At 71.6% G+C, this 20207-nt stretch carries 21 protein-coding genes and 1 pseudogene; 14 read left to right on the top strand and 8 right to left on the bottom strand.

Annotated features, from left to right (window positions below; all coding sequences use genetic code 11):
• The 4 genes from HCN51_RS56445 to HCN51_RS56430 form a co-directional block, all read right to left on the bottom strand.
• A partial coding sequence (locus tag HCN51_RS56445) for a cation transporter (RefSeq protein ID WP_168022019.1) occupies positions 1 to 552 on the bottom strand: 552 nt, incomplete at its 3' end.
• 19 nt (positions 553 to 571) lie between these two features.
• Positions 572 to 1537 carry a hypothetical protein gene (locus HCN51_RS56440; RefSeq protein ID WP_168022018.1) on the bottom strand — a complete coding sequence of 322 codons (966 nt, stop codon included), beginning with the start codon at positions 1535 to 1537 and terminating at the stop codon, positions 572 to 574.
• Positions 1534 to 1743: a heavy-metal-associated domain-containing protein gene (locus HCN51_RS56435; protein ID WP_080045920.1), complete on the bottom strand. Its 210-nt coding sequence runs from the start codon at positions 1741 to 1743 to the stop codon at positions 1534 to 1536. The genes HCN51_RS56440 and HCN51_RS56435 overlap by 4 nt, the downstream gene beginning before the upstream one ends.
• A 28-nt stretch (positions 1744 to 1771) precedes the next feature.
• Entirely contained in the window at positions 1772 to 2053 is a 282-nt protein-coding gene (locus HCN51_RS56430) for a metal-sensitive transcriptional regulator (RefSeq protein ID WP_168022017.1), read from the bottom strand.
• A gap of 164 nt (positions 2054 to 2217) precedes the next feature.
• On the opposite strand from HCN51_RS56430, the gene HCN51_RS56425 reads away from it, so the two are divergent.
• On the top strand, positions 2218 to 3639 hold the full coding sequence (locus HCN51_RS56425; protein WP_168022016.1) for an MFS transporter: 1422 nt from the start codon (positions 2218 to 2220) through the stop codon (positions 3637 to 3639).
• 115 nt (positions 3640 to 3754) lie between these two features.
• Here HCN51_RS56425 and HCN51_RS56420 read toward each other — a convergent pair whose 3' ends face one another.
• A complete protein-coding gene (locus HCN51_RS56420; RefSeq protein WP_168022015.1) occupies positions 3755 to 4393 on the bottom strand; it encodes a transcriptional regulator in 639 nt (212 codons plus the stop codon).
• A complete protein-coding gene (locus tag HCN51_RS56415) occupies positions 4390 to 4785 on the bottom strand; it encodes a DNA-binding protein (protein WP_080045917.1) in 396 nt (131 codons plus the stop codon). The genes HCN51_RS56420 and HCN51_RS56415 overlap by 4 nt, the downstream gene beginning before the upstream one ends.
• A gap of 58 nt (positions 4786 to 4843) precedes the next feature.
• Between HCN51_RS56415 and HCN51_RS56410 the strand changes: the two genes are divergently transcribed.
• The 12 genes from HCN51_RS56410 to HCN51_RS56350 all read left to right on the top strand — a co-directional run bounded on the left by HCN51_RS56410 (position 4844) and on the right by HCN51_RS56350 (position 17841).
• Positions 4844 to 6025: a PEP/pyruvate-binding domain-containing protein gene (locus tag HCN51_RS56410; RefSeq protein WP_168022014.1), complete on the top strand. Its 1182-nt coding sequence runs from the start codon at positions 4844 to 4846 to the stop codon at positions 6023 to 6025.
• A gap of 56 nt (positions 6026 to 6081) precedes the next feature.
• Positions 6082 to 6684 carry a histidine phosphatase family protein gene (locus tag HCN51_RS56405; protein ID WP_168022013.1) on the top strand — a complete coding sequence of 201 codons (603 nt, stop codon included), beginning with the start codon at positions 6082 to 6084 and terminating at the stop codon, positions 6682 to 6684.
• Positions 6685 to 6913: 229 nt separating this feature from the next.
• Positions 6914 to 7243 carry a PadR family transcriptional regulator gene (locus tag HCN51_RS56400; protein WP_080045914.1) on the top strand — a complete coding sequence of 110 codons (330 nt, stop codon included), beginning with the start codon at positions 6914 to 6916 and terminating at the stop codon, positions 7241 to 7243.
• Between the two features lie 2 nt (positions 7244 to 7245).
• On the top strand, positions 7246 to 7638 hold the full coding sequence (locus HCN51_RS56395; protein WP_168022012.1) for a DUF1048 domain-containing protein: 393 nt from the start codon (positions 7246 to 7248) through the stop codon (positions 7636 to 7638).
• Positions 7635 to 8399 carry an ABC transporter ATP-binding protein gene (locus tag HCN51_RS56390; RefSeq protein WP_168022011.1) on the top strand — a complete coding sequence of 255 codons (765 nt, stop codon included), beginning with the start codon at positions 7635 to 7637 and terminating at the stop codon, positions 8397 to 8399. Before HCN51_RS56395 ends, HCN51_RS56390 begins: the two co-directional genes overlap by 4 nt.
• Positions 8400 to 8411: 12 nt before the next feature.
• The gene (locus HCN51_RS56385; protein ID WP_168022010.1) at positions 8412 to 9176 is read left to right on the top strand and encodes an ABC transporter permease; all 765 of its coding nucleotides are present in this window, start codon (positions 8412 to 8414) and stop codon (positions 9174 to 9176) included.
• Positions 9177 to 9190: 14 nt separating this feature from the next.
• Positions 9191 to 10390, top strand: coding sequence for a cytochrome P450 (locus HCN51_RS56380; RefSeq protein ID WP_168022009.1), 1200 nt, complete (start codon positions 9191 to 9193; stop codon positions 10388 to 10390).
• Between the two features lie 252 nt (positions 10391 to 10642).
• Entirely contained in the window at positions 10643 to 10732 is a 90-nt protein-coding gene (kdpF, locus tag HCN51_RS56370; RefSeq protein WP_168022007.1) for a K(+)-transporting ATPase subunit F, read from the top strand.
• A complete protein-coding gene (gene kdpA / locus HCN51_RS56365) occupies positions 10732 to 12393 on the top strand; it encodes a potassium-transporting ATPase subunit KdpA (RefSeq protein ID WP_206069082.1) in 1662 nt (553 codons plus the stop codon). Before kdpF ends, kdpA begins: the two co-directional genes overlap by 1 nt.
• A gap of 1 nt (position 12394) precedes the next feature.
• Positions 12395 to 14509 (top strand): potassium-transporting ATPase subunit KdpB, encoded by a 2115-nt coding sequence (kdpB, locus tag HCN51_RS56360; protein ID WP_168022006.1) that lies wholly within the window; start codon positions 12395 to 12397, stop codon positions 14507 to 14509.
• Positions 14510 to 15316: a potassium-transporting ATPase subunit C gene (locus HCN51_RS56355; protein WP_168022005.1), complete on the top strand. Its 807-nt coding sequence runs from the start codon at positions 14510 to 14512 to the stop codon at positions 15314 to 15316.
• Entirely contained in the window at positions 15313 to 17841 is a 2529-nt protein-coding gene (locus HCN51_RS56350) for a sensor histidine kinase (RefSeq protein WP_168022004.1), read from the top strand. The genes HCN51_RS56355 and HCN51_RS56350 overlap by 4 nt, the downstream gene beginning before the upstream one ends.
• Here HCN51_RS56350 and HCN51_RS56345 read toward each other — a convergent pair.
• Together HCN51_RS56345 and HCN51_RS56340 are read right to left on the bottom strand one after the other, a co-directional pair.
• On the bottom strand, positions 17828 to 18538 hold the full coding sequence (locus tag HCN51_RS56345; RefSeq protein WP_168022003.1) for a MerR family transcriptional regulator: 711 nt from the start codon (positions 18536 to 18538) through the stop codon (positions 17828 to 17830). The two genes, HCN51_RS56350 and HCN51_RS56345, sit on opposite strands and share 14 nt — an antisense overlap.
• A gap of 25 nt (positions 18539 to 18563) precedes the next feature.
• Positions 18564 to 19988 carry a serine hydrolase domain-containing protein gene (locus HCN51_RS56340; RefSeq protein WP_168022002.1) on the bottom strand — a complete coding sequence of 475 codons (1425 nt, stop codon included), beginning with the start codon at positions 19986 to 19988 and terminating at the stop codon, positions 18564 to 18566.
• 66 nt (positions 19989 to 20054) lie between these two features.
• Here HCN51_RS56340 and HCN51_RS56335 point away from each other — a divergent pair.
• Positions 20055 to 20207: pseudogene (locus HCN51_RS56335) on the top strand (acetate kinase); the annotation flags it as partial.

The raw sequence follows: 20207 nt of genomic DNA, 5'->3' as shown, positions 1-20207 counted from the left end.
AGGAGTGCCGGCGCTGCCGAAGAACAGCGCCCACAACGACCAGCCCAGCGCGGCCAGCGTGCCGATCGAGATCAGCGTGTCCATGGTGGCGGCGCCGTGGCGCAGGTTGGTCCAGGCGGCCTTGTGGAACGGCCAACCGGCGTAGACCACCACCGGGGCGGCCAGCGTCAGCGACAGCCACTGCCAGTTCGTGAACTGCAACGCCGGGATCATCGCCATCGCGATCACCGGCACCGCCAGCACCACCGACGTGACCAGCCGCTGCCGCAGCGACTGCAGCTCGTCCTGCGGCTCCTGCTCGGCCTGGTCCGGCTGCGGCGGGGCGGGCAGCGCCGCGGTGTAGCCGGCCTTCTCCACCTCCGCGATCAGCTGCTGCGGATCCACACCCTCGGGAAAGGTGACCTTCGCCTTCTCCGTCGCGTAGTTGACCGTCGCCGTCACGCCGTCCAGCTTGTTCAGCTTGCGCTCGATGCGGTTCGCGCAGGACGCGCACGTCATGCCGCCGATCGAGAGCTCGACCGCGTGCTGCCGGTCATCGGTGACCTGAGACATCACCCATCTCCTTCCTCGATCAGTGGCCGTGGCCGTCGTCGTCGTGCCCGGCCGGCGAAGGCGTGGGCGTGGGCAGTTGGGGCCGCTCGCCCGCCCCGAGCGTGAAGTCGGCGGTGCGGACCTTGCCCTCGTGCTGGAAGTCCAGGAACAGCCGGTAGTCGCCGGTGCTCGGCACCTCCGCGTAGAAGACGATCTCGGGACCGGCCTGGGTCTTGCCGTCGCCCGGCTCGCCATCGGGGTGCACGTGCAGGTAGGCCAGATCCCGGGCGCGCAGTGCGACCAGGTGGCCGTAGGCGCCGAGATAGGGCTGCAGGTCGGTGACCGGCTTGCCGTCCTTGCGCACCTTCAGCGTGAGCCGGCTGGACTGCCCGGGGGTCAGGTCGCCGTCGAGGGTGACCTCATACCCGTCGACCGTCGCCGTCCGGCTCTCCTGGGGAAGCGCCTTGGGCTGGTAGTCGCCGGCCACGAACACATCCGCGCCCAGGGTCAGGCCCTCGCCGCCGGTCGGCGCGAAGTCCGCGAACGCCCGATACGGGCCCGCCTTCGGCAAGGTCAGCTTCACCGACCAGACACCGTCGGCCGCCATCTCCGGATGCACATGCTGGAACGTCGCCAGGTCCCGGGAGGCCACGATGAGGTGCAGCTTCTTGTCATGCTCCACCTGGTAACCGGTGACCGGCCTACCGTCCGGGCCGGTCACCGTGAAACGGAAGTCGGCCGGCTCGCCGGGCTTGAGCGCCGTGGTGATCGGGTTGAGGCTGTAGCCGGCCTCGGACACCTGGAGCCCCCCAGGGGTATCGCCCTTCGCCGGGGCGGCGGCGTGCTCGCCATGACCCGCGCTCGCGGATGGGGACGCCATCGCCGAGTGGTCCTCGACTGCCGGCTGCGCGCCCACCGGGCCGACCACCTTGCCCACACCCAGCGCGCCGCCGAAGACGACGGCCAGCCCCAGCACGTACGAGCCCAGCTTCACCGCGGTGTTCACGACGTCACCACCTCATACCCGGCCTCCTCCACCGCGGCGACGATCTTCGCCGGGTCGACGGGGCCGTCGCTGTCCACGGTCAGCAGCCCGGAGGCCAGGTCCACCTCGACTCCGGTGACCCCGGCCACCTCGCCGACCTCCTCCTTGACCGAGCTGACGCAGTGGCCGCAGGTCATGCCCTTGACGGTGTAGGTGGCGGTGCTCATATCGAATCTCTCCTTCAATCCGGCGGGGTCAGGAACGTACGAGTCGGGCGATGGCGTCGGAGGCCTCCTTGACCTTGGCCTCCGCCTCGGGCCCGCCCTTCAGCGTGGCCTCGGCCACGCAGTGGGCCAGGTGCTCTTCGAGCAGCGACAGGGAGAACGACTTCAGCGCGCTGGTCGCCGCCGACACCTGCGTCAGGATGTCGATGCAGTACTTGTCGTCCTCGACCATCCGCTGCAGCCCGCGGACCTGCCCCTCGATACGGCGCAGGCGCAGCGCGTGGTCCTGCTTGGTACCGGTGTATCCGGCCATGTCCACCCCTCTCCTGGGTCAGTCGCTCATACCAACACCGTACCCCCCTATGGTATTCCGGGCAACCACGAGAACGCAGGGCTTGACATATACCCGCCAGGGGTATTTATTGGCACCGCTCGGCATACCCCCCAGGGGTAACGAAAAGCTATGGGAGAGCTCTCATGTCCGCACCATCCCCCCGGCGCTGGGCCGCTCTGGCCCTGATCGCCACCGCCCAGTTCATCGTCATCATGGACACCTCGATCATCGGCGTCGCCCTGCCCCGCATCCAGCAGGACCTGGGCTTCTCCCAGGAGAACCTGTCCTGGGTCTTCAACGCCTACGTCGTCGCCTTCGGCGGCCTGCTCCTGCTCGGCGGCCGCCTGTCCGACCTGCTCGGCGCCCGCCGCCTGTTCAGCGCCGGCTGGTTGATCCTGCTCGCCGGCTCCCTGCTGGCCGGCATCGCGCCCGAGGTGTGGGTGGAGCTGACCGGCCGCGCCGTCCAGGGCATCGGCGCCGCGCTCATCGCCCCGTCCGCGCTCACCCTGCTCATGATGCTGTTCGGCCACGACCCGAAGGAGCTGACCAAGGCCCTGGCCCTGTACGGCGCCGCCGCCCCGGCCGGCGGCACCGCCGGCGTCTTCCTCGGCGGCCTCATCACCGAATACCTCAGCTGGCCCTGGGTCTTCTACATCAACATCCCCATCGCCCTGGCCGCGCTCCTGGCCACCGGCCCGCTGATGCCCGCCACCTCCTCGACGCGCGGCTCCATCGACGTGCTCGGCACGCTGACCGTCACCCTCGGCCTCGGCACCGCCGTCTACGCCATCGTCCGCGCCCCCGAAGCGGGCTGGGCCTCCGCGCAGACCTGGCTCACCCTGGCCGTCGCCGCGGCGCTGCTCATCGCGTTCGTCGCCATCCAGGCGCGCCGCCGCGAGCCGCTGATGCGGCTGTCCATCTTCCGCACCCCGGACCTGGCCGCCGCCAACCTCACCCAGCTCCTGCTCGGCGGCGCCTGGATCCCGATGTGGTTCTTCCTCAACCTCTACCTGCAGCAGGTCCTCGGCTACAGCGCCTTCCCCAGCGGCGCCGCCCTGCTCCCGATGACCATCCTCATCATGCTCGGCATGATCGTCCTCGCCCCCAAGGCCATCGGCCGCTTCGGCCCGAAGGCCACCACCGTCACCGGCCTCGTCCTGCTCACCGCCGGCATGGCCTGGCTCTCCCTGATCAGCCCGGACGGCAGCTTCGCCGCCGACGTCCTGCCCGCCAGCCTCGTCGCCGCCCTCGGCATGTCGCTGGCCTTCATCCCCTCCCTCGGCACCGCCATCTCCGCCGCCCGCCCCGAGGAGGGCGGCCTGGCCTCCGGCATCGTCAACACCAGCTACCAGGTCGGCTCCGCCCTCGGCCTGGCCGCCATGACCGCCGTCGCCACCGCCAACGGCGCCGACCGGCTCGGTGACCTGCCCGCCCTGACCGACGGCTTCTCCGCCGCGTTCGTCGGAGCCGCCGCCATCGCCCTGGCCGCCGCCCTGCTGGCCGCCGCCACCCTGCGCACCCGCGCCACCGCACCCGCCGACGACGTCACCGCGTCCCTCAAGTGAAGGAGAGAGCCCCGGTACGGCAAGAACGGGCCCCGGCTCCAGCGACCCGCTGGAGACCGGGGCCTTTTCGCGCCGGTGACAGCGGGCCCTTTCGCGCCGGCGACAGAGCGCGGGATCAGGGTCGCTCGTGCCGGTCGAGGCCGAGCGTGGCGAGCAGGTCCTCGTGGAGCTCGAACCAGACGCGGTGGCAGGAGTCGACGTCGGTGCGGTCCACCCAGGCGGCGTCGCCCGACCGGGCGCGGGCGAGTGCCGCGGTGAAGCGCGTGTCGTAGCCCCTGAATCGGGTCAGGGCGCTTTCGAGCCGGCCGGCGAGCGGCTTGAGCGCCTGGTCGAGGCCGGCCAGCTCGGTCAGCACCCGCGCGTCCCAGTCGGGGTCGGAGTGGTCGTTGACGGCCAGCCGGTCGCCGTCGGCGGGCCGGAGCTGCCAGTCGGTGCAGGCCCGCAGCAGGAGGGCGTTCAGCGGAAGGAACTCGCGGTAGACGTCGCGGACCTCGCCGGCGACGCCGGCGCGGGCGAGCTCGGCGGCGAGCAGGCGCTCGTTCTCGGCCTTGCCGCGCTCGGTCAGCGACCAGCCTCCGGTGTCACCGAAGGCGACGGTGTGCTGGACCCAGCCGTACGCCTGCGCGTCGAGCAGCACCTCCTTCGTCTCGGCCGCGTCGAGCCCGTAACGGTGCGCGATGGCCGGCGTGTCGGCGTAGCCGGTGATGCGTACGGCGTGCAGGACCAGCAGGTCGAGCGGGGAGTCGAGCGTCACGAGCCGGCCTCCTGCCGCGCCGTCAGGCGGGTGAAGTGCTGCTGGCACGCCTGCGGCGAGTTGAACCCCATCACCTGCGCCACCTGCGCCCACGTCAGGCCCGCGCTCCTGGCGATGAACAGCAGGGCCGACTCCAGCCCCTCCACCTCGGCGCGGGCGGCGGGTAGGAGGGCGAGAGCGCTCAGGATGTCGTCGGGGCTCAGGTCGGCGTGCCGCCAGACGGCGAACTGCACCAGGTCGACCGCCGACGGCGGTGCGGGCGAGGGCCGCCACGGGCGGGGGTCGAGCGCGGCCGCGCCCGCGTCCATGAGCCGCCGGCGCGCGCCCTGCTCCCGCTCGGCCTGGGCGTGGTCGCCCTGCGCGCTGTGAGCCTTGTGCTGCTTGCGTGACATGCGACTCATCATGCAGAATCAACAAATTATTGTCAACAAAATGTTGAGAGGCAGAGGGATGATCGTTCCCCTTGCGCAGGCCGTCGCCGGCACCTGCGGGGGCAAGGCGGGCGCGCTCGGCGCGTTGTTGCGGGCGGGACTGCCGGTTCCTGACGGCTTCGTCGTCCCGTTCGCCGCGTACCGCGCCGCCGCGCGCGACCCGGCGGGCTCCGGCGACCTCACCGAAGAGCTGACCGCAGAGCTGGCCGAGGCACTGGCCGGGCTCGGCGATCCCGTCGTGGCGGTCAGGTCGTCGGCATCGGGCGAGGACACCGGCCAGGCGTCGGCCGCCGGCCAGCACGAGAGCTTTCTCGCCGTGCACGGGGCGGGCGAGGTCGCCGCAGCCGTACGCTCCTGCTGGGCCTCGCTGTTCTCCGAGCGCGCCGTCCACTACCGGGGCGCCGCCGGCGGCGACGACCTCGCGATGGCCGTCATCGTCCAGCGCCATCTGGACGCCGAGGTGTCCGGGGTCATGTTCACCGGGGACACCACCCGGATCGAGGCGTCCTGGGGGCTCGGGCCCAGCGTCGTCGGCGGCACCGTCACCCCTGACGCCTACGTCGTCACCGCCGGCGGATCCGTCACCCGTACCATCGCGAGCAAAAGGACCCGCCTCGACCGGCACGGCGGGCGGCTCGTCACGAGCGAGGTGCCCGCCCCCGCCCGGGACCTGCCGGCACTCGACGACGCGACCGCCATCCGGCTCGCCGAGCTGGGCGAGCGGATCGCCGCCACGTCCGGCGGGCCGCAGGACATCGAGTGGGCGATCACCGGCGACCGCATCTGGATCCTGCAAGCCCGGCCGATCACCGCCACCCTCCCCCCGCCGCCCGGCGAGACACACTCGCCGACCGCACTCCCGCCTCACGGCGAGACACCCCCGCCGGCCGCGCTCACCGGCATGCCGGGCAGCCGCGGGACCGCGACCGGGGTCGCGAGGATCGTCCGCGGTCCCGCCGACTTCGCCCGCGTCCGCCCGGGCGACATCCTGGTCTGCCCCTTCACCGACCCCGCCTGGACCCCGCTGCTGCGCGTGGCCGCCGGCGTCGTCACCGAGACCGGCGGCGTGCTCTCGCACGCCGCGATCGTGGCCCGCGAGTGCGCCATCCCGGCCGTCCTGGGCGTGCCGGGCGCGACGACCGTCCTGCGGGACGGCACCCTCATCACCGTCGACGGCACCACCGGCACCGTCACGACCTGAGAGAAAGACCCGAGAGGAAGGAGCAGGGAGCGCGACCGCCGCGTTCCCGACCCCCGATGACGACACGACACCTCTACCTGGCGCGCCACGGCGCCGCCGACGCGTTCGGGCAGCTCACCGACGCGGGGCGGAAGCAGGCGGGCCTGCTGGGCGAGCGGCTCGCCGGGCTGCCGATCGACGCCGTGTGGCATTCGCCGCTGCCGCGCGCCGAGGCGAGCGCGTACGAGCTGGCCCGCCACCTGCCGGACGTGCCGGTGGCCGAGGCCGCCGAGCTGACCGACCACGTTCCCTACATCCCCGGCCCGGCCGAGACGCCGGCGTCCTGGCTCGGCTTCTTCGACGGCTACGACGCGGCGGAGGCGGCCGAGGGCCGGGAGCTCGCCGACGCCCTGGTCGCCCGGTTCGCGAGGATGCCCGACCGGGACGAGCCCGACACGCACGAGGTGCTGGTGACGCACGCCTACCAGATCGCGTGGCTGATCCGGCACGCGATGGACGCGCCGCCGTCCCGCTGGCTGGGGCTGAACAGCGCCAACACGGCGCTGACCGTCATCGACTACCGCACCGGCCTGCCTCCCACGATCGTGATGTTCAACGACATGAGCCACCTTCCGGCCCATCTGCGCTGGACGGGTTTCCCCGCGACCGCGCGGCCCTGAGCCGGGGACCAGCCCCCACTCCGAAGTCCCGCCGTGCGGCACCGCACGGCGGGACTTCGTGTCAGTGGCCGTCTCAGCGCCATGACGGCCCGGTGTCAGCGGGTGCGCCGATGCTGGGCGCATGAACGCTCAAGCCGCCACTATTCGGTGTTGCTAGGTACCAGTAGTCAGTGTTACTTTGTACCGGTAGTCAGCACCACCGAGTAGCGGAGAAAGGGGGAGATACGCCATGGCCACCCTCATGACGGAAATGCTCAAGGGCACGCTGGACGGCATCGTCCTCGCGATCCTGTCCGCCCGGCCCGCCCACGGCTACGAGATCACCGCGTGGCTGCGCGGCCGGGGCTTCACCGACATCGCCGAAGGCACCGTCTACGCCCTGCTGGTCAGGGCCGAGCAGCGCGGCCTGGTCGAGGTGGCGAAGGTCCCGTCGGAGAAGGGGCCACCGCGCAAGGTCTACTCCCTCAACGCCCGGGGCCGCGACCACCTCGACGAGTTCTGGAAGACCTGGAGCTTCCTGGCCGAACGGCTCCAGCAGCTGCGCAAAGGAGGCAAGTAGACGTGGCCGACGAGCAGAAGAGCCGCTATCTGCACTACCTGGAGCTGGTCACCGGCTCCCTGGAGGAGAAGAAGCGCTGGCGGCGGTACAAGGCCCGCGTCAAGGGGCTGCCCAGCGCCTACCGCACCGCGGTCGAGGCCCTGGAGCGCTACCTGATGCACTTCGGGCCGGCCGACGGCGCCGAAGCGATGACCATGTACGAGGACCTGGCCGACCTGTTCGAGCAGAGCGCGGCCGACCGCACCCCCATCCGCGACATCTTCGGCGACGACCCCGTGGAGTTCGTCGAGGCGTTCATGGCCAACTACCCCCTCGGACAGTACCGGGCCCGCGAGCGCGCCCGCTTCACCAGCGCCATCGAGCGCGCCGCGCAAGAGAACAGGACGACGCGATGACGACCCAGCAAGCTCCGGCGATCCAGGTGCACGGCCTGGAGAAGTCGTACAAGGACCTGCGCGTGCTGCGCGGCGTGGACTTCGAGGTCGCCCGCGGCAGCATCTTCGCGCTGCTCGGCTCCAACGGAGCCGGCAAGACCACCGCCGTGAAGATCCTGTCCACGCTGCTCAAGCCGGACGCCGGCACCGCCCGCGTGAACGGCTTCGACGTCGCCACCCAGGCGGCGGACGTGCGCGAGTCGATCAGCCTGACCGGCCAGTTCGCCGCCGTGGACGAGATCCTCAGCGGCCGGGAGAACCTGGTGCTGGTCGCCCGCCTGCGCCACCTCCGCGACCCCGGCAGGATCGCCGACGACCTGCTCGCCCGCTTCTCCCTCACCGACGCCGGCGGCCGCAAGGTCGCCACCTACTCGGGCGGCATGCGCCGCCGCCTCGACATCGCGATGAGCCTCATCGGCGACCCGCCGGTCATCTTCCTGGACGAGCCCACCACCGGCCTCGACCCCCAGGCCCGCATCGAGGTCTGGCAGGCCGTCAAGGAGCTCGCCGCGAACGGCACCACCGTCCTGCTCACCACCCAGTACCTCGACGAGGCGGAGCAGCTCGCCGACCGGATCGCGATCCTGCACGAGGGCCGCATCCTCGTCAACGGCACCCTGGACGAGCTCAAGCAGCTCCTGCCGCCCGCCGAGGTCGAGTACGTCGAGAAGCAGCCGACCCTCGAGGACGTCTTCCTCAGCCTCGTCGGCACGAAAGCCTAAGGAACCCCCATCATGAGCAAGCACTTCTTCGGCGACACCGGCGTCCTGCTCGGCCGCTCCCTGCGCCACATCACCCGCAGCCCCGACACCATCATCACCACCGCGATCATGCCGATCGCCATGATGCTCATGTTCGTCTACGTCTTCGGCGGCGCGATCAACATCGGAACGGGCACGTCGTACGTGAACTACATGCTGCCCGGCATCCTGCTCATCACCGTCGCCTCGGGCATCGCCTACACCGCCTACCGCCTGTTCATGGACATGCAGGGCGGCATCTTCGAGCGCTTCCAGTCGATGCCGACCGCCCGCTCGTCGGTGCTGTGGGCGCACGTGCTGACCTCGCTGGTCGCCAACCTCGTCTCGCTGGTCGTCGTCATGCTGGTGGCCCTGCTCATGGGCTTCCGCTCCAGCGCGGGCGTGCTGGCGTGGCTGTCGGTGGCGGGCATCCTCATCCTGTTCACCCTGGCGCTGACCTGGATCGCGGTCATCCCCGGCCTGTCGGCCAAGACCATGGAGGGCGCGAGCGCGTTCTCCTACCCGCTGATCTTCCTGCCCTTCCTCAGCTCGGCGTTCGTGCCGACCGACACCATGCCGACGGTGCTGCGCGTCTTCGCCGACAACCAGCCGGTCACCTCCATCGTCAACGCCGTGCGCGCCCTGTTCGCCGAGCAGCCCGTCGGCAACGACATCTGGATCGCCCTGGGCTGGTGCGTCGGCATCCTCGCCGTCGCCTACGCCTTCGCCATGAACGCCTACCGCCGCAAGATCTCCTGAAAGGAACCACCCCGATGGACCACACTCTCGCCGCCATGCCCACCACGCGCCGGCCCGGCTGCCCGTTCGACCCGCCCCAGGAGCTCGTCGAGGCCCGCGCGCAGAGCCCGATCAGCCGCTTCACCTTCCCCGACGGCCACCAGGGCTGGGTGGTCACCGGCTACGACCTGCTCCGGCAGGTGCTGGCCGACCCGCGCTTCAGCTCCCGCCGCGAGCTGATGAAGCACCACCCGCTCATCGACTACGGCGACATCGAGGTGCCGCCGGCGCCGCCCGGCGAGTTCCTGCTGATGGACGAGCCCCAGCACAGCCGCTACCGCAAGCCGCTGGTCGGCAAGTTCACCGTGCGCCGCATGCGGCTGCTGACCGAGCGGGTCGAGCAGGTCACCGCCGAGCACCTGGACGCCATGGAGAAGGCCGGGCCGGCCGCCGACCTGGTGACCGCCTTCGCCAAGCCGATCCCGGCCATCGTGATCTGCGAGCTGCTCGGCGTCCCGTACGAGGACCGCGGCCGTTTCCAGCACAACATCGACCTGTTCCTCGGCGGCGAGGCCAGCGACGAGGAAGTGGGCGCCGCCTACGTCGAGACCCAGCAGTACCTCGCCGAACTCGTCGCCGCCAAGCGCGCCCACCCCACCGACGACGTGCTCAGCGACCTGCTCGACAGCGACCTGACCGACGAGGAGCTGCAGGGCATGGCCCTGATCCTGCTGTCGGCCGGCTTCGACACCACCGCCAACATGCTCGCCCTGGGCACCTTCGCGCTCCTGCAGCACCCCGACCAGCTCGCCGCCCTGCGCGCCGATCCCGCCCGCACCGATCAGGCCGTGGAGGAGCTGCTGCGCTACCTGACCGTCGCCAAGCAGTTCTTCCGGGTCGCGCTGGAGGACGTCGAGCTGGGCGGCCACACCGTCAAGGCCGGCACGACGCTCATCCTGTCTCTGAGCACCGCCAACCGCGACCCCGAGCGTTACCCCAACCCGCACGTGCTCGACATCCACCGCCAGGACGGCGGCCACCTGGCTTTCAGCCACGGCATCCACCAGTGCCTGGGCCAGCAGCTCGCCCGCGTCGAGATGCGGGTCGCCTTCCCCGCGCTGTTCAACCGCTTCCCCACGCTGCGCCTGGCCGTACCCGCCGACCAGGTCGCGCTGCGGCCGGAGACCGCCGACCTCTACGGCGTCAAGAGCCTCCCGGTCACCTGGGACGCGTGAGCGAGGGCTGAGCACGGCCCGGGCCGGCGCGTAGAGAGCCCGTCAAGATTCCTGCTCCACCCGTATGAATCCCGTCAAGAACGGCAAAACCACCCAATTCCCGGCGTTTGCTTGATCTGCGGCCGCCCCCCGAGGGCGGCGGCGATCTCATCATTCGAGCTGAGGAGTGGGGATGGCGGACGTCATCTTCGTCGCCCTGACGATCGCGATCTTCGTGGTCTTCGGGCTGGTCGTGCGGGCGGTGGAGCGGCTTTGAGCGCTGTCAACGCCATCGGCCTGGTCGTGGTGGCCGCTCTGGTGATCTTCATGGTCGCGGCCCTGCTGTTCCCGGAGCGGTTCTGATGAGCACGACCCTGGCCGGGATGCTCTTCATCGCCTCCCTGGTCGCCGCGCTGGCCCTGGTGTGGAAGCCGTTCGGCGACCACATGTACCGCGTCTACTCCACGACCAGGCACAACCGGGCCGAGCGGGTGATCTACCGCCTGCTGGGCGTGCGCGCCGACGCCGAGCAGAGCTGGGGCGTCTACGCGCGCGGCCTGCTGGCGTTCTCGGCGGTCTCGATCCTGGTCGTGTACGGCATCCAGCGACTGCAGGACAAGCTGCCGCTGAGCGTCGGCATGAAGCCGGTCACCGATCACATCGCCTGGAACACCGCGATCAGCTTCGTCACCAACACCAACTGGCAGGCGTACTCCGGCGAGTCCACGATGGGCCACCTGACCCAGATGGCCGCCCTCGCCGTGCAGAACTTCGTCTCGGCCGCCGTGGGCATGGCGGTGGCGATCGCCCTCGTCCGCGGCTTCGCCCGGCGCAAGGCGGGCACGATCGGCAACTTCTGGGTGGACCTGGTCCGCGGCACGATCCGGATCCTGCTGCCGATCGCGTTCGTGGGCGCGCTGGTGCTGGTCGCGGGCGGGCTGATCCAGAACTTCGCCGGCCCGCACGAGGTGAGCACGCTGACCGGCGGCACCCAGGCGATCACCGGCGGCCCGGTCGCCTCCCAGGAGGTGATCAAGGAGCTGGGCACGAACGGCGGCGGCTTCTACAACGTCAACTCCGCCCACCCGTTCGAGAACGCGGCCACCTGGACGAACTGGTTCGAGATCTTCCTCATCCTGGTCATCCCGTTCTCGCTCACCCGCACGTTCGGCAGGCTCGTCGGCCAGGTCCGGCAGGGCTACGCGATCCTCGCCGTGATGGGCGTGCTCGCGCTGGCGAGCGTCCTGCTGACGAACGTGTTCGAGCTCAGCGGGAACGCCACCGTTCCCCAGGCGGCCGGCGCGGCGATGGAGGGCAAGGAGGTGCGCTTCGGCGTGTCGAACTCGGCCACCTTCGCCGCCGCCACCACGCTCACGAGCACCGGCGCGGTGAACTCCTTCCACGACAGCTACACCCCGTTCGGCGGCATGATGACGCTGGTCAACATGATGCTGGGCGAGGTCGCGCCGGGCGGCACCGGATCGGGCCTGTACGGCATGCTGATCCTCGCCGTGATCACCGTGTTCGTGGCCGGGCTGATGGTCGGCCGCACCCCGGAGTACCTGGGCAAGAGGATCGGCGCCCGCGAGATCAAGCTCGCCTCGCTCTACTTCCTGGTCACCCCGGCGCTGGTGCTGGTCGGCACCGCGTTCGCGATGGGCTCGGCGGAGCAGCGCGCGAGCATGCTCAACTCGGGCCCGCACGGCCTCTCGGAGGTCCTGTACGCGTTCACCTCCGCCTCCAACAACAACGGCTCCGCCTTCGCCGGCCTCACCGTCAACACCCCGTGGTACGACGTGGCGCTCGGCCTGTGCATGGTGTTCGGCCGGTTCCTGCCGATCATCCTGGTGCTGGCCCTGGCCGGCTCGCTGGCCGCGCAGGCGCCGGTGCCGGCGGGCGCGGGCACGCTGCCGACGCACCGGCCGCAGTTCGTCGGCATGGTCGTCGGCGTGACGATCATCCTGGTCGCCCTCACGTTCCTGCCCGCCCTCGCGCTCGGCCCCATCGCGGAAGGACTGTCCTGACATGTCGACCCCCGTACTGGAGAAGCAGCGCGTGGGCGGCGGGCTGCTCGACCCGGAGCAGATGATCCGCTCACTGCCGGACGCGCTGCGCAAGCTCAACCCGGCGACCCTGTGGCGCAACCCGGTGATGCTCATCGTGGAGGCCGGCGCCGTCTTCACGACCGTCCTCGCGATCGTCGACCCGTCGTTCTTCGCCTGGGCCATCGTGGTGTGGCTGTGGCTGACGGTGATCTTCGCGAACCTGGCGGAGGCGGTGGCGGAGGGGCGCGGCAAGGCGCAGGCGGCCACGCTGCGCAAGGCCAAGACCGACACCCAGGCCCGCCGCCTCAAAAGCCCCAAGAGCCCCACCGAGTGGGACGTCGTCCGCGCCCCCGACCTGCGCCAGGGCGACCTGGTGATCGTCGAGGCCGGCGAGGTCATCCCCGGCGACGGCGACGTGGTCGAGGGCATCGCGAGCGTGGACGAGTCCGCCATCACCGGCGAGTCCGCCCCCGTGATCCGCGAGTCGGGTGGCGACCGGTCGGCGGTGACGGGCGGCACGAAGGTGCTGTCGGACCGGATCATCGTGAAGATCACCCAGAAGCCGGGTGAGAGCTTCATCGACCGGATGATCGCCCTGGTCGAGGGCGCGAACCGGCAGAAGACCCCGAACGAGATCGCGCTCAACATCCTGCTCGCCGCCCTGACGATCATCTTCCTGGTCGCCACCGTCACCATGCAGCCCCTCGCCATCTACAGCAAGCTGGTCAACCCGGGCGTGCCCGACTCGCTCGCGCTGAACGCCGACGGCGTCACCGGCGTCGTGCTGGTCTCCCTGCTGGTCTGCCTGATCCCGACCACGATCGGCGCGCTGCTGAGCGCGATCGGCATCGCCGGCATGGACCGCCTGGTGCAGCGCAACGTGCTGGCCATGTCGGGCCGGGCGGTGGAGGCGGCGGGCGACGTCTCGACCCTGCTCCTGGACAAGACCGGCACCATCACCCTGGGCAACCGGCAGGCCGCCGAGTTCGTCCCGGTGGACGGGGTGAGCGAGGCCGAGCTGGCCGAGGCGGCGCAGCTGTCCAGCCTGGCCGACGAGACCCCCGAGGGCCGCTCGATCGTGGTGTTCGCCAAGCAGCACTACGGCCTGCGTGAGCGCGAGATCCACGGCGCAGAATGGGTGCAGTTCACCGCCCAGACCCGCATGTCCGGCGTGAACTTCGCGCCGGGCTCGGGCGCATCGGACCTCGAGGGCCGCGAGGTGCGCAAGGGCGCCGCCACCGCCGTCATGAAGTGGGTGCGCGACGCCGGCGGCCACCCCACCGACGAGGTCGGCCACCTGGTGGACGGCATCTCGGCCTCCGGCGGCACCCCGCTCGTGGTGGCCGAAAAGGGCCGCGTGCTCGGCGTCATCCACCTCAAGGACGTGGTCAAGGCGGGCATGCGCGAGCGCTTCGACGAGATGCGCCGCATGGGCATCCGCACCGTCATGATCACCGGCGACAACCCGCTGACCGCCAAGGCCATCGCGGACGAGGCCGGCGTGGACGACTTCCTGGCCGAGGCCACCCCCGAGGACAAGCTCGCCCTCATCAAAAGGGAGCAGGAGGGCGGCCGCCTGGTCGCGATGACCGGCGACGGCACCAACGACGCCCCCGCCCTGGCCCAGTCCGACGTCGGCGTGGCCATGAACACCGGCACCAGCGCCGCCAAGGAGGCCGGCAACATGGTCGACCTCGACTCCAACCCGACCAAGCTCATCGAGATCGTCGAGATCGGCAAGCAGCTCCTCATCACGCGCGGCGCGCTGACCACGTTCTCCATCGCCAACGACATCGCCAAGTACTTCGCGATCATCCCGGCCATGTTCGCCGCGGTCTACCCGGGGCTGGACGCGCTCAACGTCATGCGCCTGTCCAGCCCGCAGTCCGCGATCCTGGCGGCGGTGATCTTCAACGCGCTGGTCATCGTCGCCCTCATCCCGCTCGCCCTGCGGGGCGTGCGCTACCGGCCGTCCAGCGCCTCCAAGCTGCTCAGCCGCAACCTGTACGTCTACGGCCTGGGCGGCATCGTCGCCCCCTTCATCGGCATCAAGATCATCGACCTGATCATCCAGTTCCTTCCGGGGATGTCATAAATGGACCGCATGCCCAGCTGGATCCGCCAGCATCTCGCCGCCCTGCGCGCGGTGGCCGTCCTGACCGTGCTGCTCGGCCTGGTCTACCCGCTGGTCACCACCGGCGTCGCCCAGGCCCTGTTCCACCACCAGGCCAACGGCTCCATGGTCGAAGGCGGCCACGGCAGCTCGCTGATCGGCCAGTCCTTCACCGATGCCGACGGCAAGCCGGTCAGGAAGTACTTCCAGTCCCGCCCATCGGCCGCCGGCGACGGCTACGACCCCACCTCCACCAGCGCCGGCAACCTCGGCCCCGAGGACGTCATCGACACGCCCGACCGGCGGTCGCTGCTCACGCAGGTCTGCGCCCGCTCCAAGGCGATCGGCGAGCTGGAGGGCGTCAGCGGCGCCCGCCCGTTCTGCACCTCCGATGGGGTCGGCGCGGTGTTGAAGGTCTTCCCCGACAAGGCCGTCAGCGTCAACCAGGCGTGCCCGGCGGTCCCCTTCGCCGCCACCTACGAGGGCAGGAAGGTGGAGTGCGCGAGGCCGGGCGAGGACTACGCGGCCGGCCGCACCGTCCCCGTCCGGGGCGCCGCCACGGCGGTGGTCCCCGCCGACGCCGTGACCGCGAGCGGCTCAGGGCTGGACCCGCACATCTCGCTCGCCTACGCCGGGCTCCAGGCCCCCCGCGTCGCGAAGGAACGCGGCCTCGACCAGGCCGAGGTGGAGCGGCTCATCCGGCAGCACACCACCGGCCGCGCGCTCGGCTTCATGGGCGAGCCGGCAGTGAACGTGCTCGAACTCAACCTGGCCCTGGACCGGTCATGACCAGGGGCCGCCTGCGGGTCTACCTCGGGGCGGCCCCCGGGGTCGGCAAGACATACGCGATGCTCGGGGAGGGGCGCCGCGCGACCGAGCGCGGCCGGGACGTGGTCGTGGGCCTGGTCGAGACGCACGGCCGCCCGCGCACCGCCGCCCTCCTGGAGGGCCTGGAGGTCGTCCCTCGCAGGAGCGTCGTGTACCGGGGGGCCACGTTCGCCGAGCTCGACGTCGAGGCCGTGATCGCGCGCCGGCCGAAGGTGGCGCTGATCGACGAGCTGGCCCACACCAACGTGCCCGGCTCGAAGAACGTCAAGCGCTGGCAGGACATCGACGAGATCCTGGACGCCGGCATCGACGTCATCAGCACGGTGAACATCCAGCACCTGGAGTCGGTCAACGACGTCGTCCAGGAGATCACGGGGGTGCCGCAGCGGGAGACCGTACCGGACGAGGTGGTGCGCCGCGCCGACCAGATCGAGCTGGTGGACATGTCGCCGGAGGCGCTGCGCCGCCGGATGGCGCACGGCAACGTGTACGCCCCGGAGAAGGTCAGCGCGGCCATGGCGAACTACTTCCGCGTCGGCAACCTCACCGCGCTGCGCGAGCTGGCGCTGCTGTGGGTGGCGGGCAAGGTGGACGACCAGCTCGACCGCTACCGCGCCGACCACGGCATCAAGGGCACCTGGGAGACCCGCGAGCGGGTCGTGGTCGCGCTGACCGGCGGCCCGGAGGGCGACACCCTCGTCCGGCGGGCGGCCAGGATCGCGGCCCGCACCAAGGGCGCCGACCTGCTGGCCGTGCACGTGACCCGCGCCGACGGGCTGGCCGGCGCCGACCCGGCGAGCCTGGCCCGCCAGCGCACGCTGGTGGAGAGCATGGGCGGCACCTACCACCAGGTCGTCGGCGACGACGTGCCGCGCGCGCTGCTCGACTTCGCGCGCGGCGTCAACGCCACCCAGCTCGTCCTGGGCGCCTCCCGCAGGGGCCGGTTCGCGCAGATGCTCTCGCGCGGCGTCGGCGTCGAGACCACCTCCCTGTCCGGCTCGATCGACGTGCACCTGGTCACGCACGAGGAGGCCAAGAAGGGCCGCGGGCGGCGGGAGCGCAGCCGCGCCGCCCTGACCCGCAAGCGGCGGCTCGCCGGATGGGCGGTGGCGTCGGCCGGGCTGCCCGCGCTGACCGCCGCGCTCGCCCCGTTCCGCGACATGCTGCAGCTGCCGAGCGAGATCCTGCTGTTCCTGTGCCTGGTGGTCGGGGTCGCGCTGATTGGCGGCATGTGGCCGGCGATCGTCGCGGCGGTGGGCGGGTCGCTGCTGCTCAACTGGTTCTTCACGCCGCCGGTCGGCCGGATCACCATCGCCGACCCGGAGAACCTGCTCGCCCTGATCGTGTTCGTGCTGGTCGCGGCGGCGGTCAGCACGATCGTGGACCTGGCGGCCCGGCGCACCCGCCAGGCCGCGCGGGCCGGCGCGGACGCCGAGGTCCTGTCCACGCTGGCCGGGCACGTCCTGCGCGGCGAGGCCGCGCTGCCCTCCCTGCTGGGACGGCTGCGCGAGACGTTCGGCCTGGAGTCGGTCACCCTGCTCGAACGCGCCGGCGAGCCCACCCCCGACGACCAGTCCGAGCCGGCCGCCTGGCGGATCATCGCCACCTCCGGCGCCGCGCCCTGCACCGCCCCCGCCGCGGCCGACACCGACGTGGTGATCGGCGACCGGCTCGTGCTCGCCGCGCGCGGCCGGCTGCTGGACGCCAGCGACCGCCGGGTGCTGGAGGCGTTCGCCGCCGAGGCCGCCGTCGCGCTGCGCCAGGAACGCCTGGAGGAGGAGGCCGGGCTGGCCAGGCCGCTGGCCGAGGCCGACAGGATGCGGACCGCGCTGCTCGCCGCCGTCAGCCACGATTTGCGCACCCCGCTGTCGGCGGCGAAGGCGGCGGTGGAGAGCCTGCGCAGCCGGGACGTCACCTGGACCGACGAGGACCGCGACGAGCTGCTGGCCACCGCCGACGAGTCCCTGACCCGGCTCGACCGGCTGGTGGAGAACCTGCTCGACATGAGCCGGCTGCAGGCCGGCGTGCTCGGCCTGTCGCTCCAGCCCGTCGCCCTGGAGGACGTGGTGCCCCGCGCCATCGACGACCTCGGCCCGCTGCGCGAGCGCGTCGAGGGCGACGTGTCCGCCGGCCTGCCCGAGATCGTCGCCGACCCCGCTCTGCTGGAGCGGGTGCTGGTCAACCTGATGGCCAACGCCGTGCGCCACAGCCCGCCCGCGCACAAGGTGCTGGTCACGGGCAGCCGGCACGACGACGAGGTGGAGATCCGGGTCGTCGACCGGGGGCCCGGCATCCCGCCCGAGCAGCACGAGCAGGTCTTCCTGCCGTTCCAGCGGCTCGGCGACCGCGACAACGGCACCGGCGTCGGGCTCGGCCTCGCGCTGTCGCGCGGGCTCACCGAGGCCATGGGCGGCACCCTCGTCCCCGAGGAGACACCGGGAGGAGGACTGACGATGATCGTCAGCCTGCCGGTCAGCCCTCCATGAGCCGGGCCAGCCGCTCCCACGCCGGGGACGAGGCCCCGGGCTGCGACTGCCGGGCCAGCCGGGCGATCGCCTCGCCGCGGACGGGCGGGGACTCCACCCGGCCGGCGAACCAGCTCCGCGTGCGCTCCGCGAGCGCCGGAAGGCGCGGGTCGTCGGGCGGCCAGTCGTAGGCGGCGTCGTGCTCCAGGTAGAGGGCCCTGAACTCGGGGTCGCCGATGAGCTGCCGCTTCTCCGCGATCCAGCCGGCCGCGTCCTCGGGCGAGGCCGTCTGCATCAGGATCCAGCCGTCGCGTTCGAGGTCGCGCCAGCGCTCGCTGACGCCCAGCCGGCGCAGCTCCTCAAGGTAGTCGGCGACCTCCGGCGAGACGAACAGGCGGTCGCCGCCGCGCAGCTCGGCCAGCTGCTCCCGGGTTCGCCGGAGCTGCGCGATGCGGTCCTCCAGGTCGTGGTCGATCTCGGCGATGGCCGCCGCCAGCGTGCCCGCGTCGGCGTCGAGCAGGTCCTTGATCCGGGCCAGCGGCACGCCCGCCTGGGCCAGGGTCCTGATCTTGACGAGGTCGATCGCGTCCTTGGCGGTGTAGCGCCGGTAGCCGGAGGCGTCCCGGCCGGGCTCGGCCAGCAGGCCGCGCTGGTGGTAGTGGCGGACGGCCTTGATGGTCACTCCGGCGTAGTCCGCGAGCTGGCCAATCGTGAGCATGCCGGACATCCTCCCACTCCCCCGGTCAGACCCGCCGGGTCAGGCGGCCGCCGCCGTTGCGGAAGCGCGCCCGGCCCTCCCGGATGTCGTGGTAGGAGACGAGCAGCAGGCGCAGGTATCCGTCGAACGCCTCCAGCGGGTACCCGGCGGGCGTGAACAGGCCCGGCCGGATCGGCACGTAACGCTGCGGCGGGGCGGAGACGGCGCCGCCCGCGAACGCGGTGAAGATCCGCTCCTGCGCGCCGTCCGCCGGCTCGTAGGTGATCCGTTCCTCCAGCTGGCCGTCCACGATGCTGACGTCGATGCGGAGCTGGTCAGAGCGGTAGGTGCCGGCGTACGGGGTGAGGTCCACGTCCTGCTCCATCTCGGTGACCAGCCTGGGGATCGGGACGCCGAGGTGCTCGCTCAGGAGCCACTGCAGGAGCTGGTCCTGCAGCATGATCGCGCCCGGGGTGTTGCCGTACGCGGCGAAGACCAGGTCGTGCTCGGGGACGACGCACAGGAGCGACACGCCGCCCGGCGACGCGCCCGACATGGCCAGCACGGTCACCTCGCCGAACGGGTAGCGCACCCAGCCCATGCCCATGGGGGGCACGTTCGGGGTGCGCATGTCGTACGAGACCTGCTGCATCAGCGCGACCGACGCGGCCGACAGCACCCGCGCGCCGGAGGGCGACACGCCGCCCGCGAGGTGGGTGCGCCCGAAGGCGAGCAGGTCGGCGACGGTGCCGATCGGGGTGCCGCCCGCCGGCCCCCAGGTGTCGGGCAGGGTGAACAGGCCGGTGGGCCTGGCCTCCATGGTCTCCGGGTCGGGGAAGTGGCCGATCGCGGTGCCGCGCAGGATGGCCTGCTCGGCCGAGGTGCTGGAGTCCTTCATGCCGACCGGCCCGTAGAGGTCGCGCTGCAGGAGCTCGGGGAAGGACAGGCCGGTCACCACCTCCAGCAGGCGGCCGGCGACGATCATGCCGCCGTTGGAGTAGCTGAGCTGCTCGCCCGGCTCGAACAGGACGCCGCAGGAGCCCGCCAGGCCCGCCACGTACGCCTTGAGCGCGTCGCGGCCTTTCGCGTCGGGGAAGTACAGGTCCGCGTCGATGCCGTTGGTGTGCGAGATGAGGTGCCGGACGAGGATCCTGTCGGCCGCGCCCGGCACGTTCAGGGCGAATTCCGGCAGGTAGCTGACGACCGGCGCGTCCAGGTCGAGCACGCCCCGGTCCACCTGCCGCAGCACCAGGGTGGTGGTCAGGACCTTGGTGACGGAGCCGAGGAGGAACCCGGTGTCCTCGCGCATCGGCGCGCCGGTGACGACGTTCGCGGTGCCGTGGGCGACGACGATCCGCCGGCCGGCGTGGTGGACGCCGGCGACGAACCCGGGGACGTGGTTGGCCGCGCAGTAGGCGGCGGACTGCTCGCGGAGCTGGGCTTCGACGGTGCGGAAGTCGTTGTCGTTCATGGGACGATCGTCGAACCCCGCCCCTGGGGCAAGGTCAAGCCCCCGCACGAGATTAGGCTCAGGGGCATGGCCTCCCCCATCCTCGTCCTCAACACCGGCTCCTCCTCCATCAAGTACGAGCTCATCGACCCGCGCACCCGCGAGCGGTCGGCCAAGGGCCTCGTCGAGCGCATCGGGGAGGAGCGGGGGCGGCTGACGCACCGCACCGGCGACCGGCCA

It is taken from the genome of Nonomuraea composti, assembly GCF_012034275.1.
Lineage (GTDB): Bacteria > Actinomycetota > Actinomycetes > Streptosporangiales > Streptosporangiaceae > Nonomuraea > Nonomuraea composti.
This window is presented reverse-complemented; position numbering and strand designations above follow the sequence as displayed.

Excerpts from the sequence above, each read along its gene's own strand:
- HCN51_RS56435 (WP_080045920.1), bottom strand. The coding sequence starts at position 1,743 with ATGAGCACCGCCACCTACACCGTCAAGGGCATGACCTGCGGCCACTGC.
- HCN51_RS56430 (WP_168022017.1), bottom strand. The coding sequence starts at position 2,053 with ATGGCCGGATACACCGGTACCAAGCAGGACCACGCGCTGCGCCTGCGC.
- HCN51_RS56425 (WP_168022016.1), top strand. The coding sequence starts at position 2,218 with ATGTCCGCACCATCCCCCCGGCGCTGGGCCGCTCTGGCCCTGATCGCC.
- HCN51_RS56415 (WP_080045917.1), bottom strand. The coding sequence starts at position 4,785 with ATGTCACGCAAGCAGCACAAGGCTCACAGCGCGCAGGGCGACCACGCC.
- HCN51_RS56410 (WP_168022014.1), top strand. The coding sequence starts at position 4,844 with ATGATCGTTCCCCTTGCGCAGGCCGTCGCCGGCACCTGCGGGGGCAAG.
- HCN51_RS56405 (WP_168022013.1), top strand. The coding sequence starts at position 6,082 with ATGACGACACGACACCTCTACCTGGCGCGCCACGGCGCCGCCGACGCG.
- HCN51_RS56400 (WP_080045914.1), top strand. The coding sequence starts at position 6,914 with ATGGCCACCCTCATGACGGAAATGCTCAAGGGCACGCTGGACGGCATC.
- HCN51_RS56390 (WP_168022011.1), top strand. The coding sequence starts at position 7,635 with ATGACGACCCAGCAAGCTCCGGCGATCCAGGTGCACGGCCTGGAGAAG.
- HCN51_RS56385 (WP_168022010.1), top strand. The coding sequence starts at position 8,412 with ATGAGCAAGCACTTCTTCGGCGACACCGGCGTCCTGCTCGGCCGCTCC.
- HCN51_RS56380 (WP_168022009.1), top strand. The coding sequence starts at position 9,191 with ATGGACCACACTCTCGCCGCCATGCCCACCACGCGCCGGCCCGGCTGC.
- kdpA (WP_206069082.1), top strand. The coding sequence starts at position 10,732 with ATGAGCACGACCCTGGCCGGGATGCTCTTCATCGCCTCCCTGGTCGCC.
- kdpB (WP_168022006.1), top strand. The coding sequence starts at position 12,395 with ATGTCGACCCCCGTACTGGAGAAGCAGCGCGTGGGCGGCGGGCTGCTC.
- HCN51_RS56355 (WP_168022005.1), top strand. The coding sequence starts at position 14,510 with ATGGACCGCATGCCCAGCTGGATCCGCCAGCATCTCGCCGCCCTGCGC.
- HCN51_RS56350 (WP_168022004.1), top strand. The coding sequence starts at position 15,313 with ATGACCAGGGGCCGCCTGCGGGTCTACCTCGGGGCGGCCCCCGGGGTC.
- HCN51_RS56345 (WP_168022003.1), bottom strand. The coding sequence starts at position 18,538 with ATGCTCACGATTGGCCAGCTCGCGGACTACGCCGGAGTGACCATCAAG.
- HCN51_RS56340 (WP_168022002.1), bottom strand. The coding sequence starts at position 19,988 with ATGAACGACAACGACTTCCGCACCGTCGAAGCCCAGCTCCGCGAGCAG.